Raw genomic sequence first — 18,839 nt, 5'->3', positions numbered from 1 at the left:
CTATCCCGCCGTTAAAAACGAGACTACTTGATTTCAGCCTTCAAGTTAGCCGTTCCACCCTCTGCAACTTCGACTTCAAACTCGTTCAGCTTGCCCTTGCCGACAAAGGGATGCCAAACCACCACTTTGTGCTTACCGGCCGGCACGCCAGGGAGTTCGAACGATCCGTCATCCTTCACCACTGCATGGTACGGATTCCAGACAGGGAGGAAGAAGGACTGCATGAACTCATGCTGGTCACACTGCAAACGATAATAGCCCTGCTTTTCCGCGCCACCGCGGAATACCACGGGCTTCTCTAACTTATCGCCCTTCTTCGCCAAACCGATGTTGAAGCCGGTGGCAGAGCTGGAGCCCTTCACCACAAAGCTATGCGGGTTGTGCAACACACCCAAGGTCGACTTGGGATCATCGGGGTCGGCATCCTTATTCTCCGCACGGAAGTTCTTGTTGTTCACAACCACGCCGCTGAAGGGCAAGAATTCGCAGAATTCCGCCGTCACGTCCGTGCCCTTGAATCCATCCTGGAACGCCTGATCCTCGATATCGACCACGGAAACGACCGCACCCTTCAGACCACCATCCTTGGCAACTTCAATGGTCTTGAGGAAACGCTTGTCGCCATCCATGAGGCTCTTGTTCGGGTTCTTCGGACAAAACTTCGGGTTCGGGAACTTGGAGAAGGAGAACTCCTTCTGCTCGGCTTTCCCGGCATAAGTCACTTTCCCTGCAATCGTGCCTCCGGCAAACGAGGCGAGGGGCGCAGCCAAAAACGCTGCGGCCGCAACGCCGAATACTACTTTCATCGCACCCTTCTTCATGTCACTGCCTCCTTAGTAATGAACAATTAACCGAAACTGGACACCTACTCCGTCACCACTCAATCACAAGGGCTGGTGACCCTTACCCCTTGTATAAGACAGTCGTATTAACTTGACGTGGCTCCACGTCGACTACGCTTAGGCCTCTGAACATTTCTCTATACTGGAATCATACTCACACTGTCAACTTGAAATCCAGCCGCCAAAGCCTCCTACGATTTCGCGCGATTAGGTGATGGCTTCGCATGATTGAGAATGCGCGCAATCGACCCACCCACGGTAGCCCGAACCGCATCGTCTTCGTCATGTAGGGCCAGCTTCAGTATCGGCAACAGGTCCACCCCTCCGATCTGCCCGAGCGCCCGGGCCGCAGCGATCCGAGGGCGCGGAATGGGATCTTTCAGCATGCCGGAAAGAAACTCAATCGCAGCTTTCATATTGGCGCCATGCGCCCTCCCTGCTGCCTTACCGGCTGCGGAGCGGGTTCCGGGATCATGATTTTGCGCCAATTCGTACAGTTCCTCTCCAACGGATTCAAACGGTTCCTCGACCCGTAACAGCGCCGACACAACCGCCGCCTTGACCACCGGGTTCTGATCAGCCAGCGCCTTCCTCAGGGCAACCAGTGAATCTTTCACGCCTAATTCGCCCAGGCTGATCGCCGCCGACGTTTTCACGGCTGGAATTTTATCCTCCAGCGCATGCTCCAACGCGGGGATCCCCTGCACCTTCCCAAGGTCCCCCAAGGCTGAAGCGGCGGCCCCGCGCACAGATGGCTGCGTATTGGTGATCGCCTCCAGCAGAACCGACAGCCCGCGCGCGTCCTTTAGCTCCCCCACCATCCGCAGCGCTGTGGCGCGCTCTTCCGGATTCGGGGCGGAGGCGGCCTTCAGTATCGTGTCCCACATCGCCGTCTGCCCCGTATGGTACAACGCTCCCGCCGCCGCAAGCCGCACCGCCGGCTGCTCGTCCTTCAAAGCTTTCTCAAGGAGCGGGATCACCGAGCGGTCACCGCTCTTCCCCAACACCTTCAGGACAGTTGCCTTGACCAGCCCGGCCTGATCTTCCAAGGCATTACGCAAGCGCGGCGAACGCCGCCCCGCCTCCAGCTTCCCCAGAGCTTCTGCCGCCAAGGCGCGCACCAGTCCGGATCCGTCACTTAGTCCATCCTCCAGCGCGGGAATCATCTCCGGGGAATCCACATCTTTCAGCGCCGTGTAGGCCGCGCCACGCATCTGCTCTCGCATGTCTTTCAGGAGCACATACACAAACCCCAACGCCACTTCTTTCAGCAGCGCCCGGTCGTCCTGCTTCAAGTCCCGCTCGAGATGCTCGTACTCGACTAATGCGTCCTTGGGCTTTGCTAGAAGAATCAATGAATGAATCTTGAGCCGCCTGGCCTCCGGTTGAGGCCCCTGCTCTTTGGTCACTTGTTCGACGAGATCCAGGGCTTCCTGATACTGCTTCTTGTCGAACGCGGCCTGCGCCTCCTTCAACGAACGCGCGGACGCGGCCGACGGCCAGAGGCACAAGAGCACCCCGGTCGCCATCGCCACCGCCATCCATCCACTCATTGTCAGAAGCGAACGCGACTCATTATGCAATGCCATGAAATCCCTTCCTGGTCCTACCACGAGGCCTATCCTCTTTCTTGTGTCGCGGATGCCGGAGCCCAGCGTCGATATCCCGTCGGTTCCTCAAAATAGTAGTCCGGCTGAGGGGAGAGACGGATTCGCGAATACTCGATGGACCAGTCCCGATCCTGGCTCACCAATTTCAAGACCACGCCGGTCTCAACATCCACCCATTCGTAAAACCGTTCATTCCGGCCGTTATAGTCCACTCGCACCTCGTAGAGCTTGGACGCACGGCCGATGGTCGTAGCGTCGCCCACCAACGTCCGGCTCTTTTCCCCCGGAAGGCTGGGCTGAATCGGCAGGATTTCTTCGGGCTTGATGGGAACCGGAAGAATTTGCCGGCGCTGAGCCAGCAAAAACCACGACTCGTGCTTATCCAATCGGATGATTTCTATACTGGAATAGCCAAGCTCGGTCTTGACCGCGTACTTGTACTCCAGTCGGATACGATCGCCTTTTGCAAAAACCTGAGCCTCGAAACGACGCCCTTCAACTCGCTTCACCAGCGAGGCAGAAAACTCTGTCGGACCGATGGCAGATGGACCGTCCGCCGCAGAGGCATACCCGAAACCGGACAAACAGAGAACCCCTGAGAATCCGGCTCCCACGCACCACCGTGGGAGGCCCCCCCACCTGCGCTTAGTGCTGATGCTCCACCAACGGCTCAATCTCCACGGGATGACCAAGGGACTCCAGCCCGAAACGAGGATTGTCCATGACCCTGTAGGCAGTCCGAGTTCCCCTGGGAGCAGGAAGCGCCACTTGTTCCACCGTAGCCCCGTCAGGACCGACCGTAATCGTCCGCGTCACCCCAGGCCCTGCCTGCGGATGCCAGACCACCATCTGGTACGTCCCCGGCGGGACATTCTCGATCCTGAACGCGCCTTGGTCATCCGTCACCGCGTAATAGGGGTTGTTCACGGCCATCGCCCAGCTTTCCATGTAGGCGTGAAAGCCGCACTGCATGTAAAACGTTCGCCGTCCCTTGTTCAGATAGACCGGTCCTACCAGAGACTTTCCCGGTGCATGGTTATGAATCGCATGCATATTTCCCCGTTGATGCTGTTGATTTAGAATCAAGGGCGTATTGAACAACACTCGTGCCCCGGCCTCGGGGGAGGTTTCATAGCCCTGAATGTCGTGCATCACCGGATCCATATTCACCACTTCCACCGCATGGCCATTGCGCACGATCGTCATCCAGGGGCCGAACATGCAATCCCGCGCCTCGATCAGGGGCACCGAGAGATCAAATGGCTTCCCCGACTCGACCCCTTCGAGCAGCACTACGGCATTTTTCAAACCGCTCTCGGCGTTCACGATGAAGTCGCGCAGGAGACGCCACCCCTTCCCGTTCGAAATCCGCCCACAATAGGTCGGGTCTGGGAACGTAATGAGATTGAACGCTTTCGGGTCCGGAACGGCGCCCGACAGGGTCACTCGTCCTTCAAGTGACCCGCCATGCTGAACGTCGACAATGTCATAGGCAGAGACGGAGGGCACGACCTGGCACAACCAGACGACGAGCGCAAGACAACAGAGCAGGCTGGAACGAGTCAATCTCATGATCTCCCTCTTTCCTCTTCGAACAGACCTTAGGGAACCTGGCGCTGCAATGTCGGACGAATATCTACGACCTTTCCAAGTGACTCAGGGCCATAATGCGGATTCTGCTCGATTTCATGCACGCTTCGCCGTCCTTGCGGAGCCTTGAAGTCAAAATCGACGTTCGATAGTCCCTTTTCCGTCACAGTCACTTTCCTTTGCAACATCGTACCGACCCCGGGATGCCAGACCATCAGCGTATAGTCGCCAGGCGGGACATCCGTCAAACTGAAGGTGCCATCATCACCCGTCAGCGCGAAGTAGGGGTTATCGACGGCGAATCCCCAGCTCTCCATGTAGGCATGGAACCCGCACTGCATCAGAAAAATCCTTCGCCCCTTAGTCATATGAATCACTTCCGTAACCGGCTCGCCCGCCAGATGTTCGTGACTTTCCGCGCTCACAAAACGTTTATGGTGGGGATTCATCGGCAAAGGCGTGTTGAACAGGACCCGAGGACCGAGTTGCGAGGTCTCATAGGCCTGGATGTCGTGCATGACCGGATCCATGTTCATAACAGCCACTTCAGAACCATCTTTCACAACCGTGACAAAAGGAAGGAACCGGCAATCACGCGCCTCGATGGTCAACGGTTCAAACTTGAACGGTTTCCCCTTCGTCACATCAGTCAAGACGACGACGACATCCTTCAGACCTTGCCTGGAAGCCATTGAAAACTCATCAAGAATTCGCCACCCCGTTCCGGTCGATATGCGACCGCAATAGACCGGATCGGGAAATGTGATCAGGTTATATCCCTTCGGGGTTGGTTTTCCTCCGGTCATGGTGACTGTCCCTTTTATGGTACCGCCATCCGTGACCGCGATCTCCTCGTACGCCCACGATGGAGACCAGCAGACACTGACAGCGCAGAGCAGGGCAAGGCCGACTAATCGCATGTCATCCCTTCAGTAATAAATATGATATCGATGCAAGCAGTATCGACAGAAAGTCAGACGTATCCGCTCATCATACACAATCCCCGGCGGACAACAAAAGGGGGGAGCCCTTTCAGGCTCCCCCCTCCTCACCTCATCTCTTGAGAGATGCGATCAGTCTACTTGGCCGCGACAGGAATCGCGTGCGCAACCGGCTGCTCAACCTCGGCACTCTTGGTGCCGGCGCTCGCGCCAGCCAATGGCAGCAGTCGCGTATCACCGGACGGCAATACCCGCACATAGCCCCACTGTCCGGACTGCGAGTACGGCAAGCGCTGGTTGCTGTACACATAATCCCCGGGCAAACGATACATTCCACCCGCCGAGGGGAGGAACGCGTCGATCGTCTCGGAGCCGGAGAACTCCACGACACTGATCAGGTCAGCGCCCCGCATAAACGGCTCGATCGGCCATTCGTGCTTCTCAACGCTGAACATGCCGTTCTGCTCGTTGCTGACACCCAACACATGAATACGCACCGGATCGCCGGCATGCGCTTCGATGAGCGGGGTCGCCGGATCTTCCGGCTTGTCCGCCTTACAAGGTTGGAATACCTTGCCGAGCGAGCAGCCCTGCTCTTCACGGAACTTGTACGGTTCCGACCGGTAGTTGACGCCGGTCAAACCCGCCACGTTCTGAACGTAGGGCATAAAGCTCGTACCGATGATGTTGTCTTCATCCTGGAAGAACAAAGCCACGTCACGATAATTCGCCCGCATTTCATTGCCCGGCACCGAGCGATCGATGATGACATCGGCCGCCCAGGCATTCTTATTGGACAAATCCGCACCGGTCTTGGGATCACGATATTTCGATCCCTTTGGCCCGACCACGACGGCACCGAACAACCCGTTCCGCGGATTGGTCATCACATTGCCCCAATCCCACACCAACGAGGTCGTCTCGCCGTTGAACGGATCGGCGTAGTACGTGTACTCACGCTCGGCTCCCGGTGCAACCGTCTGGTCACCCGGATTGTTCCCTACGTTCGCGCCCATGGAATCCTTCGGATCGAAGGCCAGGCCGATCGCAGAGAAGGAGGCCTTGCTGTCCTTCATCTTGTTCTTCAAATGCACCTTGACGCAATCACCGCTGTTCACACGCAGCGTCAGCGGCATCGGGTGTGCCCCGCCGGCCACTTTCGCGGTGTCTTCTTCCAACGCATAGATTTTCGCTTCAGCGTTGGTCATGAGGATCCGCCGCTCAAAGTCCACTTCGATGGATTCCGGCGCCTTGGCATTGAACTTCATGCCGGCGTAGTCCATCGCGACGACGTTGAACTGCTTCACGGGAGCATCGGCAGGACAGACCGGCAGAGGCTTCGGAATCTCCCCTTTGATCGAGAAGCCCGCGGGCAACTTCTTCAAATCAGCCTGCTCCTTATCCAACACCCGGATGATGCCCCAGCCACCCTCGGAGAACTTCGAGGACCGACCGTTGAAGTGAATGTAATCGCCGGCTTGATGTCGTGATCCACCCGCCTCAGGAACCACCAGGTCATACCGCTCGGCGATACCGATATGGATGGAATTCTTCCGATTGGCATCCGACGCATACCGCTCGGTCCAGAACGTGTGGCCGGACAGGGTCCAGACCATCGACTCGTTCATGAGGGTGTGCAACAGACGGAAGACCATCGTGTCACCGACATAGGCACGCAAGGTCGGCGTGTACGGATCACCGTGGACCAGGCTGCTGAAAATCTGTGACGAATCAGGGTTGGTCGCCAACCGCTGCGCAACCGGCGCCGCCCTGAAATTCAAGCCGCTGCCGGTGGTATGCGTACCACCGTTCAAGAACGGCATCGGCGTCATATAGATCTTCTCGGGCATCATGAACGAGACGGTCTTTCCTGCCTCAAGCGCTACTTCAATCGGCTGCCCGGGAGGATTGCCCGCCGTCACGATGTTGACGGTGTGCGGCACGGTGTCGTGCACTTGGACCATCAATTCACGGAAGCTGTTGTTCACGCCATGACCAACGGGCTCGTTCGTGTGAATGTCCGCGATCGGTCCGCTGCGGATCAACTTTCCAGTCTTTGGATCATGATACGTCGATCCAACCGGTTCGGCGATGAAGGTGCCGAAGCCGCCGTGCGGCCAGGTGGTCGCACCAAACGCGTGATCGTGCCAGAACACGGTCCCCACGTCCGCATCGACCCAGAACCGCTGACGCACGAACTCGACCGTGACGATGTCATTGGCCGGGTGATCGTTCTTCAGCCCTTTGGCCAACGTGATCGTATTGCCATTGATAGCCTTGATGCGGGAAATTTCATTCCCCTTCACATTGTCGGCACCGACGAGAAGGAGCGTGCCGACATGGAACTGCTTGGCATTCTTCACCGTGATCGTGTTCGCGCCCTTCTTAGCGGCAGCGGTCACGACAGTGTTCATCGGGGCGGGAAGCCCCTTCGCATTCTTCTTCTCCAGCATCGTGAACGGACGCACGGATTGCTCATAGGAGAATCCGGTGATCACGCCGTCGGACGCCTGGTTGTCGAACTGCAGGAAATGCCAGTGGGTGTTGATCTTCGACGACTGGAAGTTGGTGTAGTCATCGTCGTCCCACTCGCTGGTCAGGGTCCAGTCCACGCAATCGTAAATGTTGCCGCGGACGACCAACGGATACTTCAGGTCATCGTTCTTCCGAATCTCCGCCTCTTCTTCGTGCAAGACATAGATCAAGCCGTTCGGATCGATGACCGGCGGCTCCTTGCCGATTTTCTTGGCGATGGTGATCGGGAGCTTGATGAAGTGCACGTTGTAGTGTTTCCGGCCCGCATTCTCCGGGCAGAGACTCCAGTTACCGTTTTCACCAGGCAGGGCCTGATCGACGCTTTCCTCGCCGTTGGCATCCCGGCGGATCATCTCCAACCAGGGCGCACCCACGTGGTTCGGGGAGAACATGACGCGTCTCCCGAAATGCGGGGTGAGGTGAGGCCAGGCGACTTTACCGGTCAACGGCTCGAATGTGATCGGGTGCCGCTTGCCCGGATGGGTCGACTTATACTTCGGATTGTCGATCGCGCTTTCCGGTTCGCTCAATGCACGGGTGCCTTCCCAGGCCCAATCCAACACCGTGGCATCGTAGGACACGGTCTGTCCCTTTTCATCGTTCTTGTGTCCCGGCTTGCCCATCGTCGGGAGCTGCATCTCGACCCAGTCCTTGATCGTGACGGTGGCCGGATTGGACTTCCAATCGCTCTTGCCCTTCTCGACGATCTTGAAGGACTTGCCGAACCAATCCACGGTCTGACCAACTAACTTGTCCGACGTGATCGGCCCCTTGATGCGACCTTTCCGATCGGGCAACTCAAGCAGATCCGGCATGACGTCATTACGCATGTCGCCCTGTTGAAGGGTGTTGTAGACCCGCCAGTATCCCCACATGCCCGCCACATAATGGTGCGCCACGTGGCAATGGAACAGGAAATCGCCGGCCAACTGCTGGCACAGGCCGGAGCCGCACTCCGTCTCGAGGTCCAACGCTTCCGACGGCCCGATGACTTCGACGTCGACACGATCCGTCTTGGCACGGATCACCGGATACTTGACCGGTCCGTTTCCAGCGGTCGTCCACAGATTCATGTCATCAATGGCGCGCGGACTCCGCGGCCATCGGATAGTGCCGCCATGCGGATGGTGGCTATGGAACACTTCCGATCCGCCATGGACCAGGCGGAACTTCGCCGGGTCGCCCATGTACGAGCGCGGGATCGTGGGAGACGGATCGCCGAAGGTGTACGAGCTGTACCCCATCGACTCGTCTTCGAATCCGAAGTATTCGTGCTGCACGTGCATGTTGTTGATTCCGAACGGCTCGCTGCGATAGTTGATCGCACGACCGCCCGGGCGATAGGCGTCGGTCAGCGGGTCGCGCTGAGGAAGAAAGTCGCCTTTCTTATTGACGGGGCGGAAGGCTTCGTCGCCGACCTCGTGGTAGTACAGGACGAATTCGCGGAAGTCCGGACCGGTCCCGTTCTTGATCATGACCTGCCAGCCGCTGGAGGCGGGAGTCGCATCTCCGGACCCCAAAGCTTCCAGGTACTCGGATCCGCGCGGCTCGACAACGAAGGATCCGAAGAGACCCATGACGGTCAATTCACGGTCATTCGCGAATGTATGGAACTGCCGGACACCTTCCTGCGTACTCGGGTGAATGTACCACTCGAACTCGCCGCTCTTCTCCTTCTGGACGATGCTGTCGGAGTTCGTGGTGGCGGCTGCGGCACCAGTGGCGCTCACCACCATGCTGGAGCCATGGATGTGAAGGCTGACGTCTTCGCCACCTTCCAACTTGTTGCTCAACTTGATCTTGACGCAATCCCCCTGGTTGCCGCGAATCGTCAGCGGCTGAATCCACTGGGCCTGCACACCGGGAATCACCGCGCCTGGATCAAAACCTTCCTTGTCGCGGGCTTCCCGATTCTTCGTTTCTTCCGCCCGAACCTTGTCGAGATTTTCGTCCAGCGTGTACATGTAGCCGGGATAAAAATCGAGCCACTGGTTCAGCGTGATCTCGATGTTGATCGCCGACACGTTGTATTGCTTGACCGGCGCCGAGGCCGGGCACTTCCCGCCTCCCGACAATGCCACTGGCTCCACTCGTGGGTCGGACATCAACAGGAGGTCCTGACCGCCTGCCCCATATTGGTGCATCATGGTCTGGGTATTGAACATACCCGTGTTGACCTGCTGCGCCTGCGGGTCATGGGTCAAATGCTCCATAATCCGTTGGTGCTGCTGCTCAACCATCGCAGAACGCTCCGGCTTTCCAGCCATCGCATCTTCGACGATCGTCTGCCCCTTCAACTTCTCCGCCCAAGACGGGAGTTGATGGGACATCGCTGTTTGTTGCGGCGCCGCATGGTCCACATGCGGCTGCGTTTCAGCCGATGCGGCTAGCGGGAGACACACAAGCGCACCACCAGCGATGACGCTGAGGGCGCGCGATGTGACACGAGTGAACCAATGACAATCCATGGACCGGCCTCCTTGGATAGAGTTTGGAAAGAAACAGATGAAAAGTTATGAGCGCTTACGATCAGAACATGACATCCTCAACACTGGAGATACGCATTCTGGCTGTAATCCTGCGACATCACGCACGCAGGGCACTCCTTTAGAGAACAAGTGCCGGAGATTACTGAACTGATCCGTCTCTGTCAACCCCCTCACCTGCTCGTACAGCATATGCTGCCAAGCGGTCGTGCGCTCACTTGATCGACTTCAATACACGTTCTCCCCCGGGGCGAACTCTGAGGTTACCGCTTACCACCGCCAACAACATTTCCCAGTCCATTGTCTCTCTTCCGCAACTTGGGGCATAATGACCCATGATCTTGAAACGCTGGCTTGTCGGCCTGCCACTCAAGACGAAGGAAGCCGCTCACGAACGCCTTTCTAAGCGACTCGCCCTAGCCGTCTTTTCCTCCGATGCCTTGTCCTCGGTGGCCTATGCCACAGAGGAAATTCTGCTCGTCCTGACGCTGGCCGGCGCAGCCATGGTCGGCTATTCCATCCCGCTCAGCCTCTCCATCATCGGTCTGCTGATTATCCTGACCATGTCCTATCGGCAGATTATTTTTGAATATCCGGAGGGTGGCGGCGCCTACATCGTGGGCAAGTCGAACCTCGGCGAATGGCCGGGACTGGTCGCGGCCGCGGCCTTAATGATCGACTATGTGTTGACCGTCGCCGTCAGCGTAGCGGCCGGAATGGCCGCGCTCATCTCAGCCGTTCCGGCGCTCCTTCCCCATCGTGAAGCTCTCTGCGTCGCCGCAATCCTTCTGGTGACCGTCGTCAACTTGCGAGGTGTCCGCGAGTCGGGGCAGTTCTTCGCCGTGCCGACCTATATCTTCATCGCAACCATCGCGGCCATGCTCGGCGTCGGCGCCCTCCAGATTCTGTTCGGCCATGCGGCACGTGTCGAGCCGCTCCCCAGCATGGCGCCCACAGAGCCTTTGACGCTGTTTCTCCTGCTTCGCGCCTTTTCTTCCGGCTGTACCGCGCTCACCGGCGTCGAGGTGATCTCGAACGGGGTCTCCGCGTTCAAGAAGCCTGAACCGAAGAACGCCGCATTTACCATGATCGGCATGGCGGCGATTCTCGGGACCATGTTCATCGGCATCAGCGCCATGGCCTACTACTTCGGAATCGTACCCAAAGGCGATGAGACTGTGGTCTCGCAAATCGCACGCGCCACATTCGGAACAGGCCCGCTCTACTTCCTTGTACAGGCATCGACCATGGTCATTTTGATTCTGGCCGCCAATAGCAGCTTCAACGGATTCCCACGCCTGGCATCGATCCTGGCCCGAGACAGCTACATGCCGCATCAAATGTCCATGATGGGCGACCGGCTCGTCTTCTCGAATGGCGTCATCATTCTCGGCGTCTTCTCCTGCCTGCTGATCGTCCTGTTCAACGGCGACACCCATGCGTTGATCCCCCTCTATGCCGTGGGTGTGTTTCTATCCTTCACGATCTCCCAGGCCGGGATGGTGAAACGCTGGCTCGTCAAGAAAGGGCCGCATTGGGAGAAAAAACTGCTGGTCAACGGCATCGGCGCCGTCACAACCGCCATTGCCACGTTGATTATCGCCAGCACCAAGTTCGCCCATGGCGCGTGGATCGTCATCGTACTCATCCCGCTGCTCATTACGTTTTTTCGCGCGATCCGCTCCCACTACAAGGCCGTCTCGGAACAAGTCGCCCTGTCCCGGGGACACCGCCCACCCATGCCCCGGCGCAACATTGTCGTGCTCCCGATCGGCGGGGTCAACCGGGCCGTCATTCGCGCCGTAGACTATGCGCGAAGCCGCTCCGGAGACATTCGTGCGGTTCTCGTCGATGTCGATCCGGAGGAGACCGCTCGGGTGGAGATTCAGTGGGCTCAGTGGGGGTGCGGCGTCCCGCTCACGGTGCTGCCCTCTCCTTACCGGTCGGTACTGAGCTCCTTACTCGACTATCTCGAACAGGTGCTGCAGAAAGATCAGGAATGTTGGGTCACGGTGGTGATCCCGGAAATTCTCCCCGCTCGTTGGTGGCAAAATATTCTGCACAATCAACGAGCCTTCATGCTGAAGGGCGCCCTCCTGTTTAAGGATCGCGTCATCCTAACCGACGTGCCCTACCACCTCACGAGGTGAGCATGCGACAAACACCATCCCGAGGCTCAGTGAACAGGCGGAACACCGGAGCGTGCCTACTTGCGCTCACTCTTTTGCTATGCGTGCCCGTGGGGCCGGCATTGGCATTTAAGATTGTCGCTCCGGCGGACGGTGCAGTCTTGACCTCCGGCCAGGCAGTTCCTGTCGAGGTTGAAGCAGGGAGGGAGGCAGGCCTCGTCGAAGTCCGCTATTACTGGTATCCGGAGCAGACCGAGGCCCTGGTAGAACAGGGAGAAGACCGGGCAGGGAAGGCCTCCCAAGGAAGCATGGCCACAGAGAAGTATTGGCAGAAAGACAGCATCACCGGGGCGCCTGTCGTGGCCCTGCCCGCGTTGACCTCCACCGTCGACCGCGTACCCCCTTATGGTGGCGCCTTGCCTGTCCCGCCAGACGCCATCGGCCGCATGCGACTCCTGGCCATCGCCGATATTTCACAAGGCCGGCTTGGCCGCAAGACCGTGTTTGACGAAGTCTTTGTCACCGTCCAGCCTGCAGTTGACCTGCTGTCCATCGACTTTGAGACAGAGAAACCGCTGCAGCTTGGTCGTACCGGACAATCCTCCGCCTACGGGCACGTCGACTCCCTCGGCAAGATCTTCGAACTCCCCGTCGTGGGCGAATTCGCCGACGGGGTGATGCGCCCCCTCTCATCGCCCAGTACCGGCACGAAGTACAGCTCCGGCGACGACCATATTCTTAAAGTCTTGCCGGACGGCCTGCTGCAGATTGTCGGCAACGGCAAGACCTCGCTCACCGTCACCAATCGCGGCAAACAAGCGACGCTCGACGTACGCGTGGAGGTCAACCCCGAGGCAAACGAACCCCCGATTGCCGATGCCGGCGCCGCCAAAACGGTCAAGGCCGGCGCGAAGGTGCGCTTGAACGGATTGCAGAGTCGCGACCCTGAGGGCGAAGCCCTATTTTATGCTTGGAGCCAGGTGCGCGGCAGCAAAGTCGCAATGCTCGATGTCAACATGGCAGAACCGTCGTTTACCGCGCCCTATGTCTCCGAAACCCGCACCTTTCGCTTCAAGCTGCGCGTGACGGATAAAAAGGGTGCCGATAGTGTACCGGCGTATGTGGACGTCACCGTCGAACCCTAGGCAGGCTGCTGAAAAAGGTCCCCGGCGGCGTTCTCGGCTCGAATCAATCCTCAACCTAGCCAGAGGCTACGCCTCCGGTTTCTTCTCGCCTACGGCCTCGCTGGTTGACCTTTTTGAACAGCCTGTCTGTTAAAGGTATATCATCGGCACCAGAGCTATCATGCCGAATCAAACCCCCATTCCTCCAGAACATCCACCACTCCCGGGCTCTGCTCCTCCAAACCTCTATGGATTTGAAGATGAAACGGGAACTCCTCTTGTAGGAGGTGCAGCCATAATCCCACTACTTGAGTTGATTGAAGGTCACACGTATCGGCACATCGGAACCGGCTTCTTCATAACAAGCTCTGGAGTATTTGCAACTGCTAAGCATGTATTATTATCAGCCCATGACTCTGGCCGTCCGATCTTTACTTGGCAGCTCATCCCGCCAAACCAATGGCACATTCGTCCCGTTCTCCAGATTGACTGTCACGATACTGCGGATGTAGCGATAGGCCTGTCCTGCCCATCCCTTAATGAGGAAACTGGAGAAGAACTAGTGGACGTCCGGACGCGTCTGACAATAAGGCCACATATACCTGGTGATGTCATAGCTACCTTCGCATATCCGAGTACGATCATTGAAGCAACGGAGAGCGGACAAATTCTCTCCTTTAATCCTGACTTCTATGAAGGACGAATCGTTGAGTACCTATCGAACGGACGGGACAGAGTGATGCTCCCGGGTCCCTGCTATCGCACGGATATGGTCATTCATCATGGAGCTAGCGGTGGGCCGGTGGCTGGCCCTTCGGGAAGAGTCTTCGGAATAAACTCTACAGGTTTTGATGGGACGAATGATTTTTATATTTCACGTATCAACGAGATCTTCTCTTTAGAAATTGAGGCAGGCGAGAGTGACAGTATTACCATCCAGCAACTTGTAAATGAGGGGGCAGTAACAGTAGATCCCTAATGGTAACGTCTTCATGTTGTACCCAATCGCGCTGTCCACCATTCATGCGGACGGTGCAGAATTCCTCGACCGGGCGAGGGGATTACTTTCGCTTGCCTGTCTGAGCTCGTAGCCACTGCGTCAAGGCGTCCTTGCTCAACTCCCCTGCTGCAACCTGTCGCGTCGTGATTTCCAGCGTTTGAGGAGCGGGCAAATTCTCAATGCCGTTGACGTAGAGGAAAGATAGCGCGGCCATCACTGCTGCCCGTTTATTCCCGTCTACGAAGGGATGATTTTGGGCGAGGTGGAAGAGATATGCCGCGGCCATCGCGGCGATATCTTCATGAAGATACTCACCGTCGAATTGCTGGCGAGGCATCGCGACGGCCGCATCCAGAAGGCCATGTTCCCTGACACCCTGTGAACCGCCGTCGATGTCGATGGTGTCTGTATGGAGCAGCAATACATCCTCCACACCGAGAAAGATGAATTCTTTCACAGACTAATCCGCCAGCCGCTTCAGCATCGGCCCGTATCGCTTGCGCAATTCTTTCGTAATGGCTTTCATCCGCTCAGGACCGACGCCCACGTTCGCAGGGGTGACAACCAACGCATTCCCGTTTACCGTCACCTGAAGCGGTGTCTCCTCCGTGATCCCGAGCGCTTCCATCATCGGCTTTTCGATGACAAGGGCCATACTATTTCCGTGCCTTTTCAATGTCTTAATCATGGCGCACCTCACGTATGAACAATGTTAGTACATGCCAGACCTGTTGTCCAGCAGGAGCCCTCGCGAAACTTGGGAGACATTTCTGAAGTGCGTCGAGAGGCAGACACCTGGCAGAATCCGAACTGAGGCACTCGCCACCGATTAAATCAACGACCCTTCGTTGCAAAGATGGCGGGCGCTGCGAGAAAGGCTCGCTCTCCTGGCAAGGTCTACAGGAGACATGCGGCCAGGACATTCAGTCCAAGACTCCGCCTACCGTATCTTCTTGGATACTCATCGTATCTTGCTGGATACGACGATTGGAAGTATGACGGGACAATCTGCTCGAATCACGTGCATCACGCGGCGGCGGAAATTCGCATCGTGCTACCGGACCCAGAGAAATGATTCTCCACACGAAATGCCGTGGCGTTAGCAGTCACTGCCGGGCAGGCAACATGACAGTGCTTAGACCAGGCTAAACAACTCTCGCGCACGGGCCAACTCGGCTCGATGGCGGCGCAAGGCGGGACCGAACGACGACCGGCTCACATCTTTTTCATGGGTCAGCATCTGTTGTTCGATGTGCGCCAGCGCATCGGCCAATTGCTTCACCACTTGTTTGCCTCCGCGAGTCAGCCATTTGAAATGGCCGCCCGCAAGATCGAGATCCTTCAACGAGTACCGCACCGAATCGATTTCTTCGAGACAGCGATAGCGGGCCCGCTCAAGATCGCGCGGGCTGAGGCCAGCCCTTTTCCATCGTGCAGTCCCCGCCCGACCGGATGCCCACGTAGACAGCCTCTCGAACAGCATCGCCCCCATGGTGAACGTGAAGGTCGCGTGAAGAATCCCTCTCAGCGGCCGCAGACTGCGCCGCCAGGGCGAATAAAAAATCTCCTGGTTGTGATCGTGTTGATACATCGCGTCTTTGCGCAGCAGCAAATTGAGGTGATGGTGGCTGTTCTCATGGATCAGATCGTCGATCAAATCGAGCCGGTCACGGTCAAAACAATTGATGGCAGACAGCCCGGGACGATGCCGGTAGCTGAAGCTCACCACACCGGAGGCTTTGAGCGGTACGACACGCGAGGTCAATAACGCCAGCAGCCGATCCCCCTCCGGCCAGGCCGACGCAATAACAGACAGTGCCCGTCGCATGCGTGCGGCAATCTCCGGCCTCGTCGGCCGCACCGCCACCGGCGTCTTGTCCTTTCCATAGACCAGTGTCGGCCCGAGTACAAGCGCGCCATATTGGCTCTCCCTGAGGCACAGGGGCTCGAGACGCCGCCAATGCCACCGCGCCTTCTTGCCGTATGCAACCAGGGCATAATCTTGATCGCCGACCAGCAGATCGATCCCGGACGGCTTGATCAGAAATTCCCCCTGCCCTCCTGCCCGTTTGAGCGCCGATCGAACCGGGGCTGGAGCCACATAGGACAAGCCCGCCGTGCCGACCGCACAGACCCAGGGCAATTCGACACGTTCCACATTCGCATTCAAATCACAGGGCACCAGCCACGCGTCCTTACCCTGCCCGGCTACCCACGCACAAGCCAGCTGGGGAGCAAGGCAGACAGACTCTTGCGTGATTTCCCGCGCCAATCGCTGGCAAAAGGCGGTCAGTCGGGAAAGAAGCAGGCGAGACTCAGGCTTGCCGTTAGGGAAAATCTCATCGGCATACCCGTGCTCGTAGAACTTTTCCCTAAACTCCGCGCGGAGCTGCGCGGCAATCTCTCCGCGAGATCGCTCCTGCCGCACCTGCACCAGGATGTCGACGAAATACAGCAAGTCGTTCAGCGACTCGATCCACCCGACCACCTTCCCATTGCTGTAATCCTCCGAGGTGAACGACTGTCCCAACGTACGAAACCAATCGATCGGCAACCCGAACGTGCAGGCAGCGTCGGCATAATTCCGTTCAAAATCCTGGCATACTTCCTTGAGCAACCCTCGCATCGAGCGCCGGAATTCCGATATCAGCTGTTCGAGTACCCGCGCATCTAATAACGTCATCAGCTGCAGCCTTTCTGGATCACATAGGGTGTCGCGCGGGCACTCTACGCGAGTGCCCGCCGACTGACAAGCCAGCGGGGTGGCAACCGACTGCGGAAATGAAGTCACCTGCGATAAAGCGATGGGAGCAGCGGGACAGAACGGTCGAGAGAGCGGACAAGCCTGGCGGAGGACGATTCGTCGAGAGAGGGGGCTCCGGAAATTCGGACAGTGTGGTAAGTGGTAGCCTGGCTTCGCCGAAGCCACCAGGTGGTGGCGAACCAGAGGAGCGAGGCGATGAAGAGAACACGACGGAATCACGGGGCGACGTTTAAGGCGCAAGTGGCGTTGGCGGCGGTCAAAGGCGACAAGACGCTGGCCGAATTGGCGGAGCACTTTCAGGTCCACCCCACGCAGATCACGGACTGGAAGCAGCAATTGCTGGCGGGCGCGGCCGATGTGTTTGGTGGAACCAAGCCGCCGGCAGACCCCCCGGATCTCAAGACCCTCCACGCCAAGATTGGCCAACTGGCCCTGGAGAATGATTTTTTAGCCGGGGCGCTCACCAAGGCGGGCTTGCGGAGCGCAAAGCCATGATTGATCGCACCCATCAACTGCCTGTCCGGCGGCAATGCCAGCTGCTGAAACTGGCCCGCTCGACCGCCTATTACCACCCGACGCCCGTATCAGAGACGGCGCTCGCGCTGATGCGGCGGATCGACGAGCTACATCTGGCCCATCCGTTTGCCGGCGCCCGCATGCTGCGTGATCTCTTGCGGCAAGAGGGCCAGACCATCGGGCGGCGGCATGTGGCGACCCTGATGCGCCGCATGGGTATTGAGGCCCTGTATCGGAAGCCGCATCTCAGCTGCCGGCATCCGGCCCATCAGGTCTACCCCTATCTCCTGCGCGACCTGAAGATCTCGCGCCCCAATCATGTCTGGGCCGCCGATATTACCTATATCCCGCTGGCGCGAGGCTTTGTGTATTTGTTTGCGGTCCTCGACTGGGCGAGTCGCCGGGTGTTGGCCTGGCGCCTCTCCAACACGCTCACGACCGATTTCTGTCTGGAGGCCGTCCGGGACGCCCTGGCCCACGATGGCACGCCGGACATCTTCAATACCGATCAAGGGTGCCAATTTACGAGCCAAGAGTTCACGGGGTTGCTCACGCACCACGGCATTCAGATCAGCATGGACGGAAAGGCTGTTGGCGGGATAACGTGTTCGTGGAACGACTCTGGAAAAGTCTCAAATACGAGGAGGTCTATGTGCACGCGTACGACACCGTCAGTGCGGCCCACCAGGGGCGTGGAGCGCTATCTGACGTTCTACAATCAGACCAGGCCGCATCAGGCGCTTGACGGCCAGACGCCTGACCAGGTGTACTATGACAATCTGACGACACGGCTCACGGCCGCGTAATCAGCGACCCGCCAGGCGCCACTTAAAGAATGGCCTAGGCTGTCCAACCAACCGGAGCCACCTCTGAGGCGGCTCTGTCGGCGGAACAACCCCGCGAAACCGGCGCCGGCTTCGCGGGGGAAGGCCTACGCCGTCAGCTTGATCAGATCAAAGAGGAACGGCTTCTCGGGAGCCGAGACCGGAACAGGATGGAGATGAGAATTCTGCACCATCCGATGACGCTGGATCAGCGTATCGACCACATTGCCGCAGCTCAAGCACCGGTACCCGCTCAACCGCATAGGGTGATAACTCTCCTGCAGATCGATCAAATCGTCCGTCACCATCAAACCTTCACAGCGCGTGCACGTCATGAGTCGCCTCCCTTCGGACAGCCGGTGAGATCTCCCGTCCTGTCCGGACAGATCTCGTGCCCATGTGAACAACTCAACAACCCTCAGGCCTGAAAAGAAGCAATGTGGATGCCACTGATCGCACCGGGCCATTTCTTCACCTG

At 58.1% G+C, this 18,839-nt stretch carries 15 protein-coding genes; 5 read left to right on the top strand and 10 right to left on the bottom strand.

Features of this window, described 5'->3' with window-relative positions; genetic code table 11:
• Window positions 1-23: 23 nt before the first annotated feature.
• From NSND_RS18625 to NSND_RS18600, 6 genes are all read right to left on the bottom strand, one after another.
• Entirely contained in the window at window positions 24-821 is a 798-nt protein-coding gene (locus tag NSND_RS18625) for a carboxypeptidase-like regulatory domain-containing protein (RefSeq protein ID WP_080880414.1), read from the bottom strand.
• 212 nt (window positions 822-1,033) lie between these two features.
• Window positions 1,034-2,431: a HEAT repeat domain-containing protein gene (locus NSND_RS18620; RefSeq protein WP_080880413.1), complete on the bottom strand. Its 1,398-nt coding sequence runs from the start codon at window positions 2,429-2,431 to the stop codon at window positions 1,034-1,036.
• 29 nt (window positions 2,432-2,460) lie between these two features.
• Window positions 2,461-3,066 carry a hypothetical protein gene (locus NSND_RS18615; protein WP_080880412.1) on the bottom strand — a complete coding sequence of 202 codons (606 nt, stop codon included), beginning with the start codon at window positions 3,064-3,066 and terminating at the stop codon, window positions 2,461-2,463.
• A 31-nt stretch (window positions 3,067-3,097) separates the two neighbouring features.
• On the bottom strand, window positions 3,098-4,024 hold the full coding sequence (locus NSND_RS18610) for a carboxypeptidase regulatory-like domain-containing protein (RefSeq protein WP_080880411.1): 927 nt from the start codon (window positions 4,022-4,024) through the stop codon (window positions 3,098-3,100).
• Between the two features lie 29 nt (window positions 4,025-4,053).
• Window positions 4,054-4,848 (bottom strand): carboxypeptidase-like regulatory domain-containing protein, encoded by a 795-nt coding sequence (locus NSND_RS18605; protein ID WP_235000308.1) that lies wholly within the window; start codon window positions 4,846-4,848, stop codon window positions 4,054-4,056.
• Between the two features lie 272 nt (window positions 4,849-5,120).
• The gene (locus NSND_RS18600; protein ID WP_080880409.1) at window positions 5,121-9,986 is read right to left on the bottom strand and encodes a multicopper oxidase domain-containing protein; all 4,866 of its coding nucleotides are present in this window, start codon (window positions 9,984-9,986) and stop codon (window positions 5,121-5,123) included.
• Between the two features lie 353 nt (window positions 9,987-10,339).
• Between NSND_RS18600 and NSND_RS18595 the strand changes: the two genes are divergently transcribed.
• From NSND_RS18595 to NSND_RS18585, 3 genes are all read left to right on the top strand, one after another.
• Complete coding sequence (locus NSND_RS18595) at window positions 10,340-12,154, top strand: APC family permease (protein WP_080880408.1); 1,815 nt, start codon at window positions 10,340-10,342, stop codon at window positions 12,152-12,154.
• Between the two features lie 140 nt (window positions 12,155-12,294).
• Complete coding sequence (locus NSND_RS18590) at window positions 12,295-13,278, top strand: PKD domain-containing protein (protein WP_143833624.1); 984 nt, start codon at window positions 12,295-12,297, stop codon at window positions 13,276-13,278.
• Between the two features lie 160 nt (window positions 13,279-13,438).
• The gene (locus NSND_RS18585; RefSeq protein WP_080880406.1) at window positions 13,439-14,236 is read left to right on the top strand and encodes a S1 family peptidase; all 798 of its coding nucleotides are present in this window, start codon (window positions 13,439-13,441) and stop codon (window positions 14,234-14,236) included.
• Window positions 14,237-14,318: 82 nt separating this feature from the next.
• On the opposite strand, the gene NSND_RS18580 is transcribed toward NSND_RS18585, so the two are convergent.
• From NSND_RS18580 to NSND_RS18570, 3 genes are all read right to left on the bottom strand, one after another.
• Window positions 14,319-14,714, bottom strand: a complete 396-nt coding sequence (locus NSND_RS18580) for a type II toxin-antitoxin system death-on-curing family toxin (RefSeq protein ID WP_080880405.1) — start codon at window positions 14,712-14,714, stop codon at window positions 14,319-14,321.
• Window positions 14,715-14,717: 3 nt separating this feature from the next.
• Window positions 14,718-14,912, bottom strand: a complete 195-nt coding sequence (locus NSND_RS18575) for a hypothetical protein (protein ID WP_080880404.1) — start codon at window positions 14,910-14,912, stop codon at window positions 14,718-14,720.
• Window positions 14,913-15,392: 480 nt separating this feature from the next.
• Window positions 15,393-16,940 carry an aKG-HExxH-type peptide beta-hydroxylase gene (locus NSND_RS18570; RefSeq protein ID WP_080880403.1) on the bottom strand — a complete coding sequence of 516 codons (1,548 nt, stop codon included), beginning with the start codon at window positions 16,938-16,940 and terminating at the stop codon, window positions 15,393-15,395.
• 276 nt (window positions 16,941-17,216) lie between these two features.
• Between NSND_RS18570 and NSND_RS21750 the strand changes: the two genes are divergently transcribed.
• Together NSND_RS21750 and NSND_RS18565 are read left to right on the top strand one after the other, a co-directional pair.
• A complete protein-coding gene (locus NSND_RS21750; RefSeq protein WP_235000307.1) occupies window positions 17,217-17,516 on the top strand; it encodes a helix-turn-helix domain-containing protein in 300 nt (99 codons plus the stop codon).
• On the top strand, window positions 17,513-18,343 hold the full coding sequence (locus NSND_RS18565) for an IS3 family transposase (RefSeq protein ID WP_235000306.1): 831 nt from the start codon (window positions 17,513-17,515) through the stop codon (window positions 18,341-18,343). Before NSND_RS21750 ends, NSND_RS18565 begins: the two co-directional genes overlap by 4 nt.
• Before the next feature lie 125 nt (window positions 18,344-18,468).
• On the opposite strand, the gene NSND_RS18560 is transcribed toward NSND_RS18565, so the two are convergent.
• Entirely contained in the window at window positions 18,469-18,696 is a 228-nt protein-coding gene (locus NSND_RS18560; RefSeq protein WP_080880402.1) for a hypothetical protein, read from the bottom strand.
• Between the last annotated feature and the right edge of the window lie 143 nt (window positions 18,697-18,839).

Source organism: Nitrospira sp. ND1, assembly GCF_900170025.1.
Taxonomy (GTDB): domain Bacteria; phylum Nitrospirota; class Nitrospiria; order Nitrospirales; family Nitrospiraceae; genus Nitrospira_A.
This window is presented reverse-complemented; position numbering and strand designations above follow the sequence as displayed.

Bases quoted from the DNA above. Each gene is read 5' to 3' on its own strand.
- NSND_RS18625 (WP_080880414.1), bottom strand. From the start codon at position 821: ATGAAGAAGGGTGCGATGAAAGTAGTATTCGGCGTTGCGGCCGCAGCG.
- NSND_RS18620 (WP_080880413.1), bottom strand. From the start codon at position 2,431: ATGGCATTGCATAATGAGTCGCGTTCGCTTCTGACAATGAGTGGATGG.
- NSND_RS18610 (WP_080880411.1), bottom strand. From the start codon at position 4,024: ATGAGATTGACTCGTTCCAGCCTGCTCTGTTGTCTTGCGCTCGTCGTC.
- NSND_RS18605 (WP_235000308.1), bottom strand. From the start codon at position 4,848: ATGACCGGAGGAAAACCAACCCCGAAGGGATATAACCTGATCACATTT.
- NSND_RS18600 (WP_080880409.1), bottom strand. From the start codon at position 9,986: ATGGATTGTCATTGGTTCACTCGTGTCACATCGCGCGCCCTCAGCGTC.
- NSND_RS18595 (WP_080880408.1), top strand. From the start codon at position 10,340: ATGATCTTGAAACGCTGGCTTGTCGGCCTGCCACTCAAGACGAAGGAA.
- NSND_RS18585 (WP_080880406.1), top strand. From the start codon at position 13,439: ATGCCGAATCAAACCCCCATTCCTCCAGAACATCCACCACTCCCGGGC.
- NSND_RS18575 (WP_080880404.1), bottom strand. From the start codon at position 14,912: ATGGCCCTTGTCATCGAAAAGCCGATGATGGAAGCGCTCGGGATCACG.
- NSND_RS18570 (WP_080880403.1), bottom strand. From the start codon at position 16,940: ATGACGTTATTAGATGCGCGGGTACTCGAACAGCTGATATCGGAATTC.
- NSND_RS21750 (WP_235000307.1), top strand. From the start codon at position 17,217: ATGAAGAGAACACGACGGAATCACGGGGCGACGTTTAAGGCGCAAGTG.
- NSND_RS18565 (WP_235000306.1), top strand. From the start codon at position 17,513: ATGATTGATCGCACCCATCAACTGCCTGTCCGGCGGCAATGCCAGCTG.
- NSND_RS18560 (WP_080880402.1), bottom strand. From the start codon at position 18,696: ATGACGTGCACGCGCTGTGAAGGTTTGATGGTGACGGACGATTTGATC.